Raw genomic sequence first — 17619 nt, forward strand, 5'->3', positions numbered from 1 at the left:
GCCTATCCGATATATTTGTGGAGGTTATTTAAAATGCCGTAAGTAAAATCCACAAGTGTAGTTAATATCCAAGGACCAAACAGCAGTAGTGCGAGCAGTACAACGATTATCTTCGGTACGAAGGCAAGCGTTTGCTCTTGGATTTGTGTCGTTGCTTGAAATATACTGATGACTAAGCCCACAACCAATGCGAGTACAAGCATCGGCGCACTTACTTTGAGCACGATATATACTGCCTGTCCCGCTAAACCGATAATAAACTCAGCACTCACGGCGAGTCCTCCTGTACTTGAATTACTTGCCGCTACGGATTGAAGCTCATTAACATCGACTTCACAACTAGATACCATCCGTCAACGAGAACGAACAGTAGAATTTTGAACGGCAATGAGATCATGACTGGCGGTAACATCATCATACCCATAGCCATTAACACACTCGCGACTACGATATCGATGACAAGGAACGGGATAAAAATCATGAATCCCATTTGAAAGCCGGTTTTCAGTTCACTGATTGCAAAAGCCGGCACTAGCACCGTTAGCGGAATTTCCTGATAGTTATTCGGTTTTTCCGCACCAGTGTATTTCATAAACAGTAACAGATCTTTTTCTCGAGTATGCGAAAACATGAATTTCTTCATCGGTTCCTGCGCTTTATCGAGTGCTTCAACCTGTGATATTTCTCCCTTAAGATACGGTTGCAATGCTACATCATTCATCGTCGAGAATGTAGGAGCCATCACAAATAGTGTTAAGAATAACGCCAGACCAATCAGCACTTGGTTAGGAGGCGTCTGCTGTGTTCCCAAGGACGTTCGTACAAAACCCAGTACAATAATAATCCGGGTAAAACTCGTCATTAGAACAAGAATAGCAGGGGCCACACTAAGTATCGTGATCAAAAGGATTAGAGATAATGAGCTTGTTCCCGGTGTATCCCCGTTGTTACCAATTTGAATATCGATGTTCGGGATCGGGTCTGCCCAAGCTGAGGTAGTCAAGATCAGTCCGGTCAACATGAGCATCGTGATGGCAATTGCAATCTTTTTATTCATGAATCTTTATGATCCTCCCGCAGCATTTCTTCCACCCTTTGTTTTCGATCCGGTACGCTGCGCAGCTTGGATTCAAACACCTCGTGAAAAGATGATGTGTCTTCAAGCTCAATATCCTCAGACTTCGGTTCTTTACGAAATCTTGCCACGAAATTATGGATAAACGTTGGCAGTGTTCCAGAACCAATACCATGATCCTGTTCAAATGAAGCATGGATCAACGCAACTTCAGCCGGATCGGAAATCTTGTCAATGAGCGAGACATCTTCACCAACGCCGATCAGGTAAATACTGTCCCCAACCTCAATTAATTGAATGGATTTATTCGGGCCGATTCCAACCGCACCAAGTGTCCGGATGGAACGGCCCTGCATCCAGCTCTGATTTTTCCGGCCTAGAAACCGAATCAGAACCACAATGGCTACTACAATAATGGCAAGAACAACAAATACGTAAAAAAGTTGAAGATAATACCCCGACGTATCCGATCCTAATTCTTCTGAAGCTACTATCATAACTAAACTTCCTTTAAACGCCGAGCGTTTTATTAATCGCTTCAATAACGCGATCAGATTGGAATGGCTTCACGATAAAGTCCTTCGCACCCGCTTGAATCGCGTCAATAACCATGGCTTGTTGACCCATTGCGGAACACATAATGACTTTAGCATTAGGATCGATTTTCTTAATTTCTTTTAGAGCAGCAATGCCGTCCATTTCTGGCATCGTTATGTCCATCGTAATCAGGTCAGGTCTTACTTCTTTAAATTTCTCGATCGCCTGTGCTCCATCTTGAGCCTCTCCTACGACCTCAAATCCGTTCTTCGTCAAAATATCACGGATCATCATTCTCATAAATGCAGCGTCGTCCACAATCAAAATTCGGTTAGCCATTGATTAAAAATCCTCCCTAAATATGTGCTATTGTAATTTTTGAATTCGGTCCCATTGACTTACGATATCTGTCACCCGCACCCCAAAGTTTTCGTCAATAACGACAACTTCGCCTTTGGCAACGAGCTTGTGATTCACAAGAATGTCTACAGGTTCACCAGCAAGCTTGTCCAGCTCAATGATCGATCCTTGAGACATTTCCAGGATATCCTTAATTTGCTTCTGGGTCCTTCCTAATTCTACGGTGACTTTAAGGGGAATGTCCATCAGTAAGTTCAGATTGTTTTCATCTACCTGAGTGTACGGTGCATTTTGCAGGTTAGCGAATTGCACAGGTTGCACATTAACATTACGATTTGGTATTCCACCATACTGCTGAGGTGCCTGTTGATATGGCATCTGTGGCTGTGTGTACGGCATTTGCGGAGGCATTGCCCCGCCCATCATTCCTTGGTTATATCCATAGCCTTGTTCTTGCTGATAACCTTGTTGAGGCGGCATTTGCTGCTGCATAGACATCTGTTGTTGCATAGAAGCTTGCTCTTGCATAGGCATTTGTTCTTGAACTGGTTCCATTACCGGAGCTTCAACAGTAGTCGTTACCTCCTCAGGTGAGGCAGATTCTTCTGTTCCATTTATGAGCGTATTCACCATATCTTTAGCGAATTGGATCGGCAGAAGCTGCATAATTGACGAATCGATTAAATCTCCAATGATGAGTCTGAAAGATATTTTAATCAACGTCTCTTCAACAGGCAGGTTGTTAATCCCATCCCCACTAGACATATTCAATATGTCTATACCTGGAGGAGAGATATTTACGAATCTGTTGAAAATAGTGGACATACTCGTTGCAGAAGAGCCCATCATCTGATTCATCGCTTCCTGAACCGCGCTGATATGAATTTCATTCAGCTCTTCTTCTTGAGGATTTCCCTCTCCACCAAGCATCAGGTCGGCAATAACTTGAGCATCCCGCGTCTTGATGACAAGGGAGTTAATCCCTTCAAATCCGTCTACATACGTTACATGAACTGCAACATGCGGTTTTGGAAACTCTTCTTCAAACTCACTTCTAGAAATGATAGACACTCTCGGTGTCGTAATATCTACTTTTTTACCTAGCAGTGTTGAAAGAGCTGTTGCTGCACTTCCAAATGTGATATTCCCAATCTCACCTAATGCATCCTGTTCCAACGGTGTCAATACTTCATCAACGCTTGCAACCGAAGGAGAAGAGGTGGATGCCAATTCTGTTTGTTTCAAAAGGGCATCGATTTCTTCCTGTGATAAATAATCTTTACTCGTCAAGTTCTTCAGCTCCTTCGCTGACAATTTCATCGATCTGCACCGCAACCCGATCCTTCATCGTACCTGGGCTGCCTATATATTTCAGCTTATCGCCCACCTTAATAGACAAGCCATCGTGGACAGGTTTATTCAAGGAAATAACATCGCCTACATTTAATCCTAAAAACTCGGATATCGTAAGACTGGACTCCCCTAGTTCAGCGATGATAGGCAGTCTTGCTTGGCTCACCCGCTGCTTTAATGCATCCACCTCTTCAGGAACCCGTGTCTTCTTCTCTGAAACGAACCATTGATGCGCTGACAGTTTCGACATAATTGGCTCTAAAACTACATGTGGAATACATAAATTAATCATGCCTGTCGTATCGCCGATCTTTGTACTAAGTGATATAAGAGCAATTGTCTCATTCGGAGATACAATTTGCATAAATTGCGGATTGGTTTCCATCGCTTCAAGGCGAGGGGAAATGTCCAACACTGTTTTCCAAGCTTCTTGCAAACTCTCAAAAGCTCTACTAAAGATACGCTCCATAATACTGGTTTCGATCTCGGTGAGTGCATTCATCTTCGTAGGGGCACTTCCTGTACCGCCTAGCAAACGATCTAACATGGCATAAGCGATATTTGGATGAACTTCAAGCACCATACGCCCCACCAATGGTTCAGCTTCAAAAATATTAAGAACCGTCATTTTAGGGATGGAGCGGATAAACTCATCGTAAGGTAGCTGTTCTACCTGAACAACATTGATTTGCACAAAAGTACGAAGTTGTGCCGAGAAATAGGTTGTAAGATAGCGAGCAAAATTCTCATGAATTCGAGTCAAGCTACGAATATGATCCTTGGAAAAACGCACCGCTCTTTTAAAATCATAGGAACGGATTCTCTTTTGAGTTTCTTCCTTCTTTAGTTCTTCTGCATCCATTTCGCCGGAAGAGAGCGCGGCTAGCAGGGCATCAATCTCATTTTGCGATAAAACATCAACCATCATCTCACCCCCTTACGTAATCCAAGTTTCCGGCCTATAAAGAACTAACAATCTTATCTGTAATTTCAATCTGAATGACTTTTCCGTTAGGCAAGGTATTGTTAATCTGTTCTAATAACTTGGAAGTAAACTGCTCCGTCACCTTGGAATCCTTAAAGTTCTCCGGCTTGGTATCACCAAGTGTCTTGATAATGATGGGCTTGATTTTTATTTCCTTGATCTTGTCAAAGTCTTCTTTAGCTTTCTTATCATTCAACTGAAATGAAAAGCTCATCTTAGCGATATAGTCTGGATCTGCTAGATTTGTTGTAACCTGATTGATTTCTGAGCTCACTTCAACAATCTGATCAGCAGTCAATACCGGTGTATGCGTCGGTGCTGCGGACACCCCCTTATCATTGCTGCCAAGCAGTTTATCCGACAGTAAAAACACGGCTAACACGATTAATGTTATGGATAGCATGATCGTAATTAACCAGGGAAGCATCTTCTTCATAAAGGTTCCTCCATCTGTTGCACTTTAATGGTTGATTGATGTACGCCAACTTCATGATGATACGCTTTTATTGAAGCGATGATCTCCTCTGCTTTATTCAAGACGATCATCCTCTTACCAGTGGTTAACGTAATATAAGTATCAGGAGTCTCCTCAACCATTTCTATCAAAAGCGCATTGAGCCATATTTGTGAACCGTTTAACTTGGTTACCGAAATCAATGGATAGCCTCCTTAATGGTTGGGGAGGGCTTGGCCTCCCCCTATCTCACTTATTAACGTTTCAGGTTAACAACTTCCTGCAGAACTTCATCGGAGGTGGTAATGATACGGGAGTTCGCTTGGAATCCACGCTGTGCCACAATCATCTCTGTAAACTCGCCCGTCAAATCGACGTTTGACATTTCAAGTTGTCCAGCAACAATCGCACCTGTACCATCCTCGACACTGTTAGCCGTAAGTGGTACGACCTCGCCGTCAGCATCGCCACCAAGCGCATTCGCAGTAACGCGGTAAAGATTCCCCCCAATCTTCTCAAGACCTTCCGGGTTAATCACTTTAGCAACACCGATCTGAATGCCACCCTCATCATCTCCACCTTGTGTTACAATTGTGCCATCCTGCGAGATGGAGAATCCTGTAACTTCTTCGCCAAGTGTAATGATCGCGCCCCCACTATCCAGTACAAACATACCGTCAGAAGTAACCAAATTACGGTTACCATCAATATGGAAATCACCCGCTCTTGTTAAAAAAGGAACTTCCTGCTCGTCCGACATCTTAACCATAAAGAATCCATCACCATCAATACGTAGATCGGTCGGTTTGTTTGTTGTCTGGGCACTGCCTGGTGTATGAACCGTATCAATTGAACCGATTGTAGACCCAAGCCCGATTTGCTGGGCGTTCACACCGCCTTGTGTATCAGTTGGAGCCGTTACACCGGAAACCGTCTGACTTAGAATGTCTTTAAACATGACACGACCAGCCTTGAATCCTACCGTATTAACGTTGGCGATGTTATTACCGATGACGTCCAGTTTAGTTTGAAAACCTCTCATACCGGAAACGCCCGAATACATGGATCTTAACATTGAACTTCCTCCTTAGATTTGGACCGCGTCAATCGATCGGCGGTCACCTGGTCTCCTTTACGGGCCAACCAGTTATTATGAAATAATGACGGCACTATCAATCTGAGTAAATACATTGTCTTTCATCGCTTGGTCATCCATAGCTGTTACGACGGTTCGGTTCGGTACGTTTACAATTAAAGCCATGTTCTTCATTAAGATAAGAGATTCTTTACTACCTTTAGCTGCTGCTTTCTCTATAGCAGAGTTAATTTGGGCTATCTGATCACCCTTAAGTTCTATCCCCCGCTGCTCCAGTCGCTTCGTAGCATGATTGCTAAATTTGAGGAGGTTTTCTTCTAGCAGCTCCTTAAATTTCCCCGACTGCACATTCTGATTCGTTGTCGTGTTACGATCACGTTGCATGGCTGCCGGATGAATATTACCGGGATATAGCTGACCTATGGTCATCCGATCACTCATTAGGCTGCCCTCCACTCTCTGCACTACTTTGCTCAGGAGACTCAGTAGGATCGACAGGTTCCTCCGGTGTTTCTAAAGGTGCATCCGGTTCGGTAATTTCACCGTTATCAGGGCTAGTAGTTTCCGGAACATTTTCGATTTGCACAATGTAATCTAGCGCTACTTCGCTCTTGCCGATTTTGGCATATTGTACCCCATCACGTATGAGTACGGAATCCACAATCCCACTCATTAACGTTGTCTCTCCGCTGTTACTATCAGCGAATTCAACCCAGCTCACCTTCTTACCAATTAAGCTTGATGCTGTTCCTAATGACTGTCTCATATCAGTAAGTTGAGAGGATATATTCATCAGTTGCTCTAGAGATGTAAACTGAGCCATCTGAGCGATGAATTCCTTATCCTGCATCGGTTGAAGTGGATCCTGATTGCGGAGTTGTGTGATTAGAATACTTAAAAACTGGTCTTTACCCAGCTCTTGTCCACTCGTTGTCCCTGCATTACTCACATTTCCTTTAGAGTAATTCGGCCAGACGTTGTTGGTAACATTAGTAGTAGTCATTTATTTCTCACCTCCTTGCTTCTATACCGATGCTGTAAATGATCCACTATGCGGATCTTCCTTGATTCCTTCTCGTTCAGCTAACCATTCATTCCATTCTTCGGTTATAGCGGCTGCTGTAACCGCGTCATCTGATGGTATATCCTTCTCTCTGGAACGGCGATTTGAATCTTGCTGCCCAGATCCTGATTGTCTTCCATCCTGATATAGCTGAGAGGAGGATGATTGGCTGCTTTGAGTCACCTCAATCTTTTCAACCTGAAGTCCCTGACCTTGAAGTGCTGAACGAAGCTGTGACATTTGTTGATCAAGCAGTTCTCTTGCATCCGAATTCCGAGTCATGAACTGAGCTACCAACAAACCGTTTTGCATCGAAATTTTAATATCTACCTGTCCTAAATGTTCTGGATTCAGGGAAATCCTTGCTTCGGTAAAACCATGTAATTTTACAAACTCCAATTTGTTTACAATTAAATTGTTCATTTCTTTCGCGAACTGCTCCACGGGTACCGGTTGGGCCATTGGCTTCACAGGTGTTGTCGTGCCAGCACGAAGAGCCAACTGTCCGGCGGTTAATGGGTTCTGTTCTGAAATAGAATCAGCTTTTCCTGCTACCTCTTCGGTCGCTGTGGCTTCCATCTGCTGACTCGTCATATTGCCTTTGACTTCAGAGGCGTTCGCAGATTGTGAAACAGGTTTAATGCTGATCGGCAGTTCTTTCCTGTCAACACTTACCGGTGGTGCTTCACCATCCTGTTGATTCATTACCACAGTGCCGCTTTCAGCACTACCCAGGACCGCTCCTTTGCTACTTCCACTTCCATGCTCTGTTAATAAGGATTGGAAAGATTGGGCTAGCTGCAAAAGTTGTGGTTTAGCTTGATCGCCCAAGCTGTTGCTTTTGACCATATTACTCAGCTGTGTAAGAACATCCTGAACAGCAAAACGCACAGTGTCTGGATGTGAAGCAAGTGGTGAAACATTTGACTGGACCTCACCATCTAGAACTTGTTGCTGCTCTTCCCCTTGACCACCTTGTGGCAATACACCGTTAATCATAGAGCCAGCCTGCATAAGCCAAACCTGAAGTTCTTGCAGCAAGGAAGGATCTTTCTGTAAAGCTTCCTCCAGCTTATTAAGATCTGACAGCAGAGACATTAGCATCTGACCTAAATCAATTGCATCATCTTGTTCAGTGGTAGTGGTAAGCGATGATACATCGTTTTGCTGAGGTGCTGTTGTACCGTTTGGAGTTAAAACAGTCAGGTCTTTCAACATTTGAACAGAGGCTCCAAACAACACGGATGCATCTTTCATTGAAGCATTGGCGTTCTCCGCACTACCTACATTTAATAATTGCTGAACCAACGTTTGACCAAAAGCATCACTCGCGCTTGATTTTCCGTTGTCTGATGTCTTTCCAGCTGAGGATGTTCCGTTTACTGTTGAGCTCATACTTTGAAATATTAAGGACATTGTTTTCTCACCTCCTTTCAAAATAGGAAAAGGCTCGAGCTAACAGTTATTTAGCCCCCATCAATCTGTTAAGAATTTTAGCTGTTAATTCTGCATCGCTTGTAGACATCGCATTCAATATTTTAGCGCGTGTGCTGTCATCAACCGTGTTCAAGATGGTAATCGCCTTCTCTGGACTGATTTTATACGTTTGTAAAAGCAAATCCGAGGCATTCTTGGGAGTCATCTGCGAAAACGTTTGAACTAGCTGATTTTTGTCCAGATTATTTGTCGTTTTTGGTGTATCCTTAGTGCTTTCATTTTTCTTTAGCCGTGATTGTAACGCAGCTATAGCCAAATCCTCTGCTGGTACAGCATCCTTCAGCATCATAGTAGCTTCAGCAGCCGTTTTGGGATCCATTTTTTCCAGAATCGCAACCCGTCTTGCACTCTTCATTTCGCTAAACATTAATACCATTTCTTCTAATGTAAGGTTCTGCATAATCGGTGCTGCTTTGCTCGGACTCATATCCGCATACAGCTTAGCCAAATCTTGAATCTGTTTCGTGTACGGGTCCTCTTCAGGCTCATCCGTTGCTCTTTGTCTTTGCATATCATCCATTTGTGTCTGAAGTTTCTTTACTTTGCTTTCTTGCTCGGTCTTCTGTTCAGACATTTCTTTCAGAGATTCTTCCTTCTCAGCAAGTTGTTTTTTTAATTCCTTAATTGTTGCTTCAGAACTCTCTTCCTGCTCCTTAATTTCCTTGAGCTTTTTCTCTTCAGGAGACAGAACGGGATCTGGTACCCAGTTTTTAACGATCGGTACTTTGTTTGCTAGATCTAATACTCCATTTCGTACATTAATATTGAAAAGCGTCAACAGCACGCCTACCAATACAATGGTAAAAATAATCGGTATCAGAAAGAACAGAATTCGTTCAAATCCCCCATTTGACTCTTCGTTATCGATCGGCATATCTTTACGTGCCACTCTCAATTCCTCCTTTGCGGGCATACCTTGTGGTAGTTCAGAGCTTAGCGGGCGTTTATGGCAAAACGAACCGTCGCCATTTCGTCCAGCTCGTTTTGTTCCCGAAGGAGACTTTCATGCCGGAACTTTTCTTTAGATTTATCTCTAGCTTTCTGCCACACTTTTTCATCTAGCATTTTTTCATTTAAAATTTCTTTCTTCATGTCGACATTGACATGAGCTATTTGGATATCATCCTGCTTTTTCACAATGCATGACTCCAAATATTCAACATATGTTTGGATATTCCGAATTTCTGCGACCGGCGCACAACGCTTAGCGGCTTCTTGTTGAGCATCGTACATCTGGTCCCGCATTTCAAAAAGATCACTAAGACTCTTTTCTTCCGCCTGAAGCTTACCTATCGCGGATGACAGCATCCATTCCGCTTGTGTCTTCTCATTATTTTTTAAATCCACAATTTTCTGGAATGCATAGTGAAATTTCATCTTTCAATTGTCATCTCCTTGTAAATTCGGAAATCAAACGTTCTTGAACTTCGCTCAATGTCACCTTTTCGTTCACTTTTTGTTTTGTAAAGTCCCAAATGCTCTGAATGTAATCCATGGATTCGTCAATTTCTGCATTTGACCCCTGCTGGTAAGCTCCGATATTAATCAAGTCCTCCGAGTTCTTATATACAGACATCAGTCTCTTGATGTTATCAGCCGCTTCAATTTGTTCTTCAGGCGCAATATCTTTCATAACCCGGCTAATGCTCGCTAACACATCAATTGCGGGGAAATGCCCTTTGTTAGCGATATTTCGATTAAGAACGATATGCCCATCCAATATTCCACGCACTGCATCCGCGATCGGTTCGTTCATATCATCACCATCTACCAGCACCGTATAAAAAGCAGTGATAGAACCTGTAGGGCCTGTCCCTGCTCTTTCGAGCAGCTTAGGCAAATTAGCGAATACTGAGGGTGTATAACCACGCATCGCTGGCGGTTCTCCGACGGCTAATCCAACTTCACGCTGCGCCATAGCATACCTTGTGACGGAATCCATCATGAGCATCACGTTCAGTCCACGATCCCTAAAATACTCTGCAATCGTCGTTGCTATGAGCGCTCCTTTAATCCGGATCAGCGCTGGCTGATCCGATGTTGCCACAATAACTACAGAACGCTTAAGTCCTTCGGGGCCTAAGTCTCTTTCAATAAAGTCCAGAACCTCTCTTCCACGTTCACCAATCAAGGCTATCACGTTGACATCCGCGGAGGTGTTTCTTGCAATCATGCCCATGAGTGTACTTTTACCCACACCAGACCCTGCAAATATTCCGACACGTTGACCTTTACCTATCGTTAGCAGTCCATCTATAGCCCGAACACCTATACTTATCGGCTCCAGAACCCTAGGTCTGTTAAGTGGATTCTGAGGAATGTTATTGGTAGCACTATAAGGCATTCTCGCTGGAATGAGTGATCCGTCTAATGGCTGCCCTAATCCATCGAGTACCTTTCCAAGCAACTCCGAACCGACCTGCACACTAAGCGGTTTACCCGTTCCTACAACATCACATCCTGGACCGATGGAATGCAATTCTCCAAGAGGCATTAAGAGCACCTTATTATCGCGGAACCCTACCACTTCCGCTTGAAGAGGTTTCGATTGCTTACTAGGATAGATGTAGCAAACCTCACCAACACTGGCATCAGGTCCTTCCGACTCCACCATAAGACCAATGACTTGTGTGACCTTACCATTGATGCGAACAGGATCAACATGCCTTAAATGATCTTTGTAACGGCTACTGTCAAGCTTCTTCATCTTGATTTCTCCGTTCCTCGTCATCATGTGATAATCGAACAAGCTCTTTTTTGATCTCGGCAAGCTGAGTATCTATTCTTGCATCTATGCTGCCGAATGAAGATCGAATGACACATCCCCGATCTTTAACCGTTGCATCAGGTAGAATCTGTAATTCCGCTTGTGAATCAAGAGCCATAGCCAACTCTTCTCTTGCAGCATGCACAAATGCGAAATGTGCTGGAGACACACAAAGTGATATAATCCCCTTTTCACGTTTGCGGGTCAGATTTTTTCTGATTAACTCCAGCATATAGTCCGACTCCACTGTTAGCTGCCGATCAAGTACTTTTTCAGCAATTGCGCAACTCAGTTCGACCAGAAAAGGCTCTGCTTCTTGAATCAATTCTTCCTTCGCATCGTATGCCTGCTCGAGAAGATTGCGCGCTTCATCAGTAGTACTTACGACAATCTCTTTCATTTCCGACTCTGCTTTTTCCTTGCCTTCTTCGTATCCTTGTTGAAATCCTTCAGCCTTCAGCGCTTCAGAAAGAGTCTCATCCTGACTTCGTCTTTCTTCCCACCAAGCTTCAATTTGAGCTTGCGCATCTGCAAGTAACTGCTCTGCTTCTTCAGAAGCCTCCCGGATTTGCCGTTCTGCAAATTCCTGTGCATCTTTGAGCATTTCTTGTTTGATTCTTTCAGCTTCAGCTAAAGTATGGTGAACCGCTGGCTCAACAGGTTGTGCTCGTTCCGAGACATCTTCATCCTGAACAGCTGCTGTATAGTGACGAGCTACATCCAACTCTTTCAAGACATCCATCGGCATGTATTGGGACGATTTGATCAAGTTAGACAATAATGTCATCTCCTCCACCGCGAGCGATTATGATTTCGCCAGCTTCTTCAAGTCTCCGGATTGTACTTACGATACGCGTTTGAGCTTCCTCAACATCACGAAGTCGCACCGGCCCCATATATTCCATCTCTTCTCTGAAAGTCTCGGCCATCCGTTTGGACATATTGCGGAAAATAACATCTCTGACTTCTTCACTAGCAACTTTAAGCGCAAGCTGTAAATCTGCATTCTCAATATCACGGATAATACGCTGAATGGAACGGTTGTCCACATTAACGATATCTTCAAAGACGAACATCCGCTTCTTGATTTCTTCTGCAAGCTCGGGATCCTGAATCTCCAAAGCATCAAGGATCGTACGCTCGGTACCTCGGTCAACTCCGTTAAGGATTTGAACGATCGATTCAATACCCCCAGCGCTGGTGTAGTCCTGAGTGACCGTGGCAGATAACTTCTGCTCCAACACCCTCTCCACTTGAGAGATAACTTCAGGCGAAGTACTATCCATCACAGCGACTCTACGTGCAACCTCTGCTTGCTTCTCTTGAGGAAGCGAAGATAGAATGGCTGCAGCTTGCTCAAACTGTAAGTAAGAAAGTACTAGAGCAATTGTTTGAGCATTTTCATTCTGGATAAAGTTTAAAATCTGACTAGGATCTGCTTTTCTGGCAAAATCAAACGGTCTTACTTGCAAGGTAGCTGTCAATCGGTTAATGACTTCCATTGCCTTGGTTTGACCAAGAGCTTTCTCAAGGATTTCTTTCGCGTATGTGATACCACCTTGAGTTATATATTCCTGGGCCAGACAGATTTGATGGAATTCAGACATGATCAGTTCTTTCTCTCCACCATCTACCTTACGTACATTAGCGATTTCTAGTGTAAGCTGTTCGATTTCATCTTCGCGCAAATGCTTGAATATTTGAGCAGACACTTCAGGTCCAAGCGTAATTAATAAAATTGCTGCTTTCTGACGTCCGCTTAACATTTGACTATTTCCTCTGGCCAATTGGTTCCACCCCTATTCCTCAGCTAACCAAGTTCGAAGTAAATTAACGAATTCATCCGGTTTCTTTTTCGCAAGTGTTTCGAGCTGTTTGCGAACTTGGCTCTCATTCGTCACGCTCTCCAAATTAATAGACGGAAATTCCGTTGTTGGCGGAAGTGGAATATCCTCTTCCATAAGTTCCTGTTGCTTTCGTCTACGAATGAAGAAAAATATACCTCCTGCTATCAAGGCCAGAGCAGCGAGTCCGATACCCCACATAAGTGGCTGAGAAAGGAATGTTTTCGTTTTTTCTTCAACATTGGTATTAACTACCTGAGAAACGACCGAAACTTTATTCATCAGATCAGCGTCTGTATAACTAGCACCAGAATCAGCTAGAGATGCACCAACAATGTTGACCAAGATATTCTCTATAGCACCTCTTGTTGTCTCATCTAAACTTTCTTGTCCTGCAGGTGGTTCAACCGAGACATTAATGGTTAAGTCTTTAACAGTATATGGACTTGAGATGATATCACGAGTGATTCGATTCACATCATAATTTTTCGTGACGGAACTTTCCTCTGAATTCGTTTCTCCATTAGCTGACTCACTAGGATACCCAGGCACTTCTTCTTCTCCAGTTCCTGCGACACCGCCTGTAGGACTGCTCGTACCAGAGTAATTCTTTTGAATTTCCTGGACGCTGATTTCAATCCCTTTCATCTCTTCTTCATCAACTGGAGTTACGAGATTTTCTTTGCTTTCAATCTGATCGAAATTTAGTTTGGACGCAACAAGTACGTTCACCTTGTTCGGCCCCATGTATTGGGATAGAAACTGTTGAACGTTTTGTCGAACATCGTTTTCAAACTTCTTCTGAAGTGCGAAGTTTTCTTCTACCTTACCGATCAAGCCGCCTTGTCCACCTTTAGCTGTTGCGAGAAGTTCAACCTCATCGTTTGTGATGGTGATGTTCTCGATTGGTAGACTTGGCACTGAGGTTTTAACCAAGTTATAGTAACTGTCTATTACCTCTTGAGTAGGACGGTAACCTGGTTTAAATTGAACAACTACCGATGCCGTAGCCTTCTCTCGATCCGCTGTTGTTGCAAACACACTTTCCTTGGGAAGATTAAGCAATACCGTAGCGTCTTTAACACCCGTCATCTTTTCAAGAAGTCGCTCTACTTCGCCATTCAGGGCATTTACATATTTAACTTCAAACTCATTTTCAGTCATACCGATTGCAGATGCATTTTGTTCAAATGTCTCTAGACCAATAGTCCCGTTCTGAATAATCCCTTGAGAACCGACGTCAATTTGAACTCTCGTCGCATTTGTGCTCGGTACGGAAATACTACTTCCATCTGGACTCAGCTTATATGGAATCCCCTGTGATTCAAGATGTGTAATAATACCTGCCGCATCGCTGGAGTTTAAATCCCTGAATGCTACTTCATACTCTGTCTTGGAAAACTGCATTGTTAAAACGATTATCGCAATTAATGTAATACCAATGGTGGATAAAAGCATGATTTTTGTTTTTTTGCTGAATTGGTTCCAATACTGGGAGAACTTCTCCCGATACTGGGCTATTCGTTCGTTCACATTGTCACCCCATCCGAAACTTTGCTAGAAACATTAGATTTGCGTGCGCATGATCTCTTGATAGGCTTCTACCACTTTATTTCGGACCTGTGTCGTGAGCTGCACACTCAGCAAAGCCTGTTGGGCTGATATCATCGCTTGATCCACGTTGACTTGGCCTAGCATTAATTTGTCTGTCATTGTGTGTGAATTTTGTTCCTGAGAAGCTACCGATTGAAGTGCATCCTCAAGATACGAGCCAAACTGGCGAAGTGATTCTGAAGGAGTTGCTTCTACTTTGGAAGTGGTTTGCATTTGCAAGGGTTGTACTGTACTCGTGTTGAACATAGTATTTTGAATCATGAATATTCCCTCCTCTTCCCTCTTTATGTATTAAATTCTCTCTATTTTCCAATCTCTAGTGCTTTCATCACCATCGCTTTCGAAGCATTTAATGCAGTGACATTCGCTTCATAAGATCTGCTGGCAGAAATCATATCAACCATTTCTTTCGTTATATCTACATTCGGCATGTATACATAACCTTCAGCATTGGCGTCTGGATGACTAGGATTGTATACAGGCTTTAAAGGTGACTGATCTTCCTTGATCGCCCCAACTTTAACTCCTTGTCCGATTTCAGCTTTGCCGCCCATTTGCGATTGCAAAATATTTTCGAAAGAATTTTTCTGAGGCTCCATTACAACCACTTTCCGGCGGTATGGAACGAACTCTCCGTTACTGATGGACGCACGTGTCGTTTCCGCATTCGCAATGTTAGACGAAATCACGTCCATTCTCAGCCGCTGAGCCGTTAGAGCTGAGGCGCTAATTCCAAAGCTGTTACTGATATTCATGTAACATTATCTCCCTTCCACAGCAGCCCGCATAATTCGGATTTGATCATTAACAGATTGAACATACGCGTTGTATTTCAGTTGGTTTTCTGCAAGGAGGGACATCTCCCGTTCTACATCGACATTGTTCCCGTTATTGTTCATGGAGCTCGAATCATCCGTCTTTACTGACATTTCAGGGATATGGCTCGATGGACCAATTACAAAATGTCGGGAATCCGTTCTTTTTCCTGGCAGTGACGATTTTACACCGTTCATTTCCTCTTGCAAAAGACTCTCAAATGCTACATCCGACCTTTTAAAATAGGGGGTGTCCACATTTGCGATATTGTTTGCCAGCACTTGGTTTCTAAGGTTTGCCGCATCCAATCCGCTTTGCAGCCTTTGAAAGCTGCTGTTGCTTAAAAGATTCACCGCCATACCCCTTCTCTTTAGATGTTGGAAAAACATATTCCACAATAACACAACTAAATCCTCTTTTTTTCGACATGCACAAATCATACGTGTGCCGCTTCTTAGGTCTTAAGTAGAAAAAGACAACATGATGTCATATAAACTAAGTTTCGTAGAGATTGGGACTTTTTTCAATGAGAAAAAAGCCCTATCTTTTGGTAAAAAGAAGGGCTTTTAGTTCATTTTTATACATTTTTTACCTAAATTCTGCAAAATCACATGGATAATATTGAGATTTGTCGTCCAATCAATCTCTGCTAACTAGGTCTTTACTATGCTTTTTCTTATGCTCTATCAGTCCTGATTGCTTGCCGACTTGTGAAATCATTTCGACAATTGTTGCTAAATAGATCCGACATTATAAGATATATTGACTTAAATCTCGATCCTGAGCAATATCGGACAGTTTTTCTTTCACATATTGAGGTGTGATTACCATACGGTCCAAAGTTAACTCTGGTGCTTCGAATGATAAATCCTCAAGCAGCTTCTCCAAAATGGTATGCAACCGTCTCGCCCCAATGTTTTCAGTGTTTTGATTAACAGAAGCAGCAATTTGAGCGATTTCTCGAATTGCTTCCGGAGAAAACTCCACTTCAATATCCTCAGTCCTAAGCAGATTCACGTACTGTTTAGTCAAAGCATTCTCTGGTTCAGTAAGGATGGAGACAAAATCATCAAGTGACAAGCTGCTAAGCTCAACCCGGATTGGGAAGCGGCCCTGAAGTTCAGGGATGAGATCCGATGGTTTGGAAACATGGAACGCCCCCGCTGCTATGAACAAGACGTAATCTGTCTTAACCGGTCCATACTTGGTCATGATCGTTGATCCTTCAACGATAGGTAAAATATCCCGCTGTACTCCCTCACGAGAGACGTCAGGACCCGAAGAACTTCCTTGACTCGCAACCTTATCAATCTCGTCAATAAATATAATCCCCGATTGTTCGGCCCGTCTCACAGACTCTTGAATGACATCATCCATATCGATTAACTTATTAGCTTCTTCCTGGATCAATACCTTCCGTGCTTCCTTGATGGCGAGTTTACGTTTCTTGGTTCGCTTTGGCAGAAGATTTCCAAACATCTCCTGCATATTCATCCCCATTTGATCATTGCCTTGACCAGCAAACATATCAAACATGTTAGGTGCGTTATCCTCGACATCAATTTCAATTAAATCGTCCTCAAGATTCCCTGACAGCAGTTTAAACCTTACCTGTCTGCGCTGCTCTTTAATCGCGCTGTCTTTCTCAGATGAATCATCTTGCACATCACTCGATGCGTTATTACCTCCGCCGAACAGCATCTCAAACGGATTCCGTTGGTTCTTAGCTTTATTCTCAGACGGAACTAAAATCTGAACAATGCGCTCATTTGCCATTTCTTCAGCTTTATCCTTAACTTTCTCTGTCCGCTCTACCTTTATCATGCGAATCGCGGTTTCTACAAGATCACGCACCATAGATTCTACATCGCGTCCAACGTAGCCTACTTCTGTAAACTTGGTGGCCTCAACCTTAACAAACGGAGCATTAACAAGCTTAGCAAGTCGTCTTGCAATCTCTGTTTTACCTACACCGGTTGGACCGATCATCAGAATATTTTTCGGAACGATTTCATCACGCTCCACCTCAGACAGACGACTTCTCCGATAACGATTACGGAGCGCAACCGCAACTGATTTTTTCGCTTGCTTTTGACCTACGATATATTTATCGAGCTCTGCTACAATTTGTCTTGGGGTCATTGATTCGTTATTCATC

At 43.3% G+C, this 17619-nt stretch carries 22 protein-coding genes; all 22 read right to left on the reverse strand.

Features of this window, described 5'->3' with window-relative positions; translation table 11 throughout:
- Positions 1-2: 2 nt before the first annotated feature.
- The 22 genes from fliQ to hslU all read right to left on the reverse strand — a co-directional run bounded on the left by fliQ (position 3) and on the right by hslU (position 17618).
- Positions 3-272, reverse strand: a complete 270-nt coding sequence (gene fliQ / locus ACFQV5_RS11825; RefSeq protein WP_379246922.1) for a flagellar biosynthesis protein FliQ — start codon at positions 270-272, stop codon at positions 3-5.
- Between the two features lie 32 nt (positions 273-304).
- Positions 305-1057 (reverse strand): flagellar type III secretion system pore protein FliP, encoded by a 753-nt coding sequence (gene fliP, locus ACFQV5_RS11830; RefSeq protein ID WP_379246924.1) that lies wholly within the window; start codon positions 1055-1057, stop codon positions 305-307.
- Positions 1054-1572 (reverse strand): flagellar biosynthetic protein FliO, encoded by a 519-nt coding sequence (locus ACFQV5_RS11835; protein ID WP_379246926.1) that lies wholly within the window; start codon positions 1570-1572, stop codon positions 1054-1056. Before ACFQV5_RS11835 ends, fliP begins: the two co-directional genes overlap by 4 nt.
- Before the next feature lie 13 nt (positions 1573-1585).
- Entirely contained in the window at positions 1586-1951 is a 366-nt protein-coding gene (locus ACFQV5_RS11840) for a response regulator (RefSeq protein ID WP_379246928.1), read from the reverse strand.
- Between the two features lie 27 nt (positions 1952-1978).
- On the reverse strand, positions 1979-3262 hold the full coding sequence (fliY, locus tag ACFQV5_RS11845) for a flagellar motor switch phosphatase FliY (protein ID WP_379246930.1): 1284 nt from the start codon (positions 3260-3262) through the stop codon (positions 1979-1981).
- Positions 3252-4250, reverse strand: coding sequence for a flagellar motor switch protein FliM (fliM, locus tag ACFQV5_RS11850; RefSeq protein WP_379247023.1), 999 nt, complete (start codon positions 4248-4250; stop codon positions 3252-3254). The genes fliY and fliM overlap by 11 nt, the downstream gene beginning before the upstream one ends.
- Positions 4251-4284: 34 nt before the next feature.
- Positions 4285-4746, reverse strand: a complete 462-nt coding sequence (locus ACFQV5_RS11855) for a flagellar basal body-associated FliL family protein (RefSeq protein WP_379246932.1) — start codon at positions 4744-4746, stop codon at positions 4285-4287.
- On the reverse strand, positions 4743-4967 hold the full coding sequence (locus ACFQV5_RS11860; protein WP_379246934.1) for a flagellar FlbD family protein: 225 nt from the start codon (positions 4965-4967) through the stop codon (positions 4743-4745). Before ACFQV5_RS11860 ends, ACFQV5_RS11855 begins: the two co-directional genes overlap by 4 nt.
- A gap of 53 nt (positions 4968-5020) precedes the next feature.
- Complete coding sequence (flgG, locus tag ACFQV5_RS11865) at positions 5021-5839, reverse strand: flagellar basal body rod protein FlgG (protein ID WP_379246936.1); 819 nt, start codon at positions 5837-5839, stop codon at positions 5021-5023.
- 75 nt (positions 5840-5914) lie between these two features.
- Positions 5915-6301 (reverse strand): TIGR02530 family flagellar biosynthesis protein, encoded by a 387-nt coding sequence (locus ACFQV5_RS11870; protein WP_379246938.1) that lies wholly within the window; start codon positions 6299-6301, stop codon positions 5915-5917.
- Positions 6294-6863, reverse strand: coding sequence for a flagellar hook capping FlgD N-terminal domain-containing protein (locus ACFQV5_RS11875; RefSeq protein WP_379246940.1), 570 nt, complete (start codon positions 6861-6863; stop codon positions 6294-6296). Before ACFQV5_RS11875 ends, ACFQV5_RS11870 begins: the two co-directional genes overlap by 8 nt.
- Before the next feature lie 21 nt (positions 6864-6884).
- The gene (locus ACFQV5_RS11880) at positions 6885-8339 is read right to left on the reverse strand and encodes a flagellar hook-length control protein FliK (RefSeq protein WP_379246942.1); all 1455 of its coding nucleotides are present in this window, start codon (positions 8337-8339) and stop codon (positions 6885-6887) included.
- Positions 8340-8385: 46 nt separating this feature from the next.
- Positions 8386-9309: a magnesium transporter MgtE N-terminal domain-containing protein gene (locus ACFQV5_RS11885; RefSeq protein WP_379246944.1), complete on the reverse strand. Its 924-nt coding sequence runs from the start codon at positions 9307-9309 to the stop codon at positions 8386-8388.
- 44 nt (positions 9310-9353) lie between these two features.
- Positions 9354-9797 carry a flagellar export protein FliJ gene (fliJ, locus tag ACFQV5_RS11890; RefSeq protein WP_379246947.1) on the reverse strand — a complete coding sequence of 148 codons (444 nt, stop codon included), beginning with the start codon at positions 9795-9797 and terminating at the stop codon, positions 9354-9356.
- A gap of 10 nt (positions 9798-9807) precedes the next feature.
- Complete coding sequence (gene fliI, locus ACFQV5_RS11895; protein ID WP_379246949.1) at positions 9808-11127, reverse strand: flagellar protein export ATPase FliI; 1320 nt, start codon at positions 11125-11127, stop codon at positions 9808-9810.
- Positions 11114-11965 (reverse strand): FliH/SctL family protein, encoded by an 852-nt coding sequence (locus tag ACFQV5_RS11900; protein ID WP_379246951.1) that lies wholly within the window; start codon positions 11963-11965, stop codon positions 11114-11116. Before ACFQV5_RS11900 ends, fliI begins: the two co-directional genes overlap by 14 nt.
- A complete protein-coding gene (gene fliG / locus ACFQV5_RS11905; RefSeq protein ID WP_379246953.1) occupies positions 11958-12974 on the reverse strand; it encodes a flagellar motor switch protein FliG in 1017 nt (338 codons plus the stop codon). Before fliG ends, ACFQV5_RS11900 begins: the two co-directional genes overlap by 8 nt.
- 12 nt (positions 12975-12986) lie before the next feature.
- Positions 12987-14564, reverse strand: a complete 1578-nt coding sequence (fliF, locus tag ACFQV5_RS11910; RefSeq protein ID WP_379246955.1) for a flagellar basal-body MS-ring/collar protein FliF — start codon at positions 14562-14564, stop codon at positions 12987-12989.
- Between the two features lie 33 nt (positions 14565-14597).
- Positions 14598-14906 (reverse strand): flagellar hook-basal body complex protein FliE, encoded by a 309-nt coding sequence (gene fliE / locus ACFQV5_RS11915; protein ID WP_379246957.1) that lies wholly within the window; start codon positions 14904-14906, stop codon positions 14598-14600.
- A gap of 41 nt (positions 14907-14947) precedes the next feature.
- Positions 14948-15400 (reverse strand): flagellar basal body rod protein FlgC, encoded by a 453-nt coding sequence (gene flgC / locus ACFQV5_RS11920; RefSeq protein WP_379246959.1) that lies wholly within the window; start codon positions 15398-15400, stop codon positions 14948-14950.
- Between the two features lie 6 nt (positions 15401-15406).
- Positions 15407-15814, reverse strand: a complete 408-nt coding sequence (gene flgB, locus ACFQV5_RS11925; RefSeq protein ID WP_379246961.1) for a flagellar basal body rod protein FlgB — start codon at positions 15812-15814, stop codon at positions 15407-15409.
- A gap of 397 nt (positions 15815-16211) precedes the next feature.
- Positions 16212-17618 (reverse strand): ATP-dependent protease ATPase subunit HslU, encoded by a 1407-nt coding sequence (hslU, locus tag ACFQV5_RS11930; RefSeq protein ID WP_379246963.1) that lies wholly within the window; start codon positions 17616-17618, stop codon positions 16212-16214.
- Position 17619: the final 1 nt, after the last annotated feature.

Origin of the sequence: Paenibacillus sp. GCM10028914 (assembly GCF_042666275.1) — a bacterium.
Lineage (GTDB): Bacteria > Bacillota > Bacilli > Paenibacillales > Paenibacillaceae > Paenibacillus_AQ.

What these genes read in the sequence shown, in the direction of transcription:
- hslU (WP_379246963.1), bottom strand. Translation starts at nt 17,618, where the DNA reads ATGAATAACGAATCAATGACCCCAAGACAAATTGTAGCAGAGCTCGAT.
- fliE (WP_379246957.1), bottom strand. Translation starts at nt 14,906, where the DNA reads ATGATTCAAAATACTATGTTCAACACGAGTACAGTACAACCCTTGCAA.
- flgC (WP_379246959.1), bottom strand. Translation starts at nt 15,400, where the DNA reads ATGAATATCAGTAACAGCTTTGGAATTAGCGCCTCAGCTCTAACGGCT.
- ACFQV5_RS11870 (WP_379246938.1), bottom strand. Translation starts at nt 6,301, where the DNA reads ATGAGTGATCGGATGACCATAGGTCAGCTATATCCCGGTAATATTCAT.
- fliI (WP_379246949.1), bottom strand. Translation starts at nt 11,127, where the DNA reads ATGAAGAAGCTTGACAGTAGCCGTTACAAAGATCATTTAAGGCATGTT.
- fliP (WP_379246924.1), bottom strand. Translation starts at nt 1,057, where the DNA reads ATGAATAAAAAGATTGCAATTGCCATCACGATGCTCATGTTGACCGGA.
- ACFQV5_RS11840 (WP_379246928.1), bottom strand. Translation starts at nt 1,951, where the DNA reads ATGGCTAACCGAATTTTGATTGTGGACGACGCTGCATTTATGAGAATG.
- ACFQV5_RS11875 (WP_379246940.1), bottom strand. Translation starts at nt 6,863, where the DNA reads ATGACTACTACTAATGTTACCAACAACGTCTGGCCGAATTACTCTAAA.
- ACFQV5_RS11835 (WP_379246926.1), bottom strand. Translation starts at nt 1,572, where the DNA reads ATGATAGTAGCTTCAGAAGAATTAGGATCGGATACGTCGGGGTATTAT.
- fliM (WP_379247023.1), bottom strand. Translation starts at nt 4,250, where the DNA reads ATGGTTGATGTTTTATCGCAAAATGAGATTGATGCCCTGCTAGCCGCG.
- flgG (WP_379246936.1), bottom strand. Translation starts at nt 5,839, where the DNA reads ATGTTAAGATCCATGTATTCGGGCGTTTCCGGTATGAGAGGTTTTCAA.
- fliJ (WP_379246947.1), bottom strand. Translation starts at nt 9,797, where the DNA reads ATGAAATTTCACTATGCATTCCAGAAAATTGTGGATTTAAAAAATAAT.
- ACFQV5_RS11880 (WP_379246942.1), bottom strand. Translation starts at nt 8,339, where the DNA reads ATGTCCTTAATATTTCAAAGTATGAGCTCAACAGTAAACGGAACATCC.
- ACFQV5_RS11855 (WP_379246932.1), bottom strand. Translation starts at nt 4,746, where the DNA reads ATGAAGAAGATGCTTCCCTGGTTAATTACGATCATGCTATCCATAACA.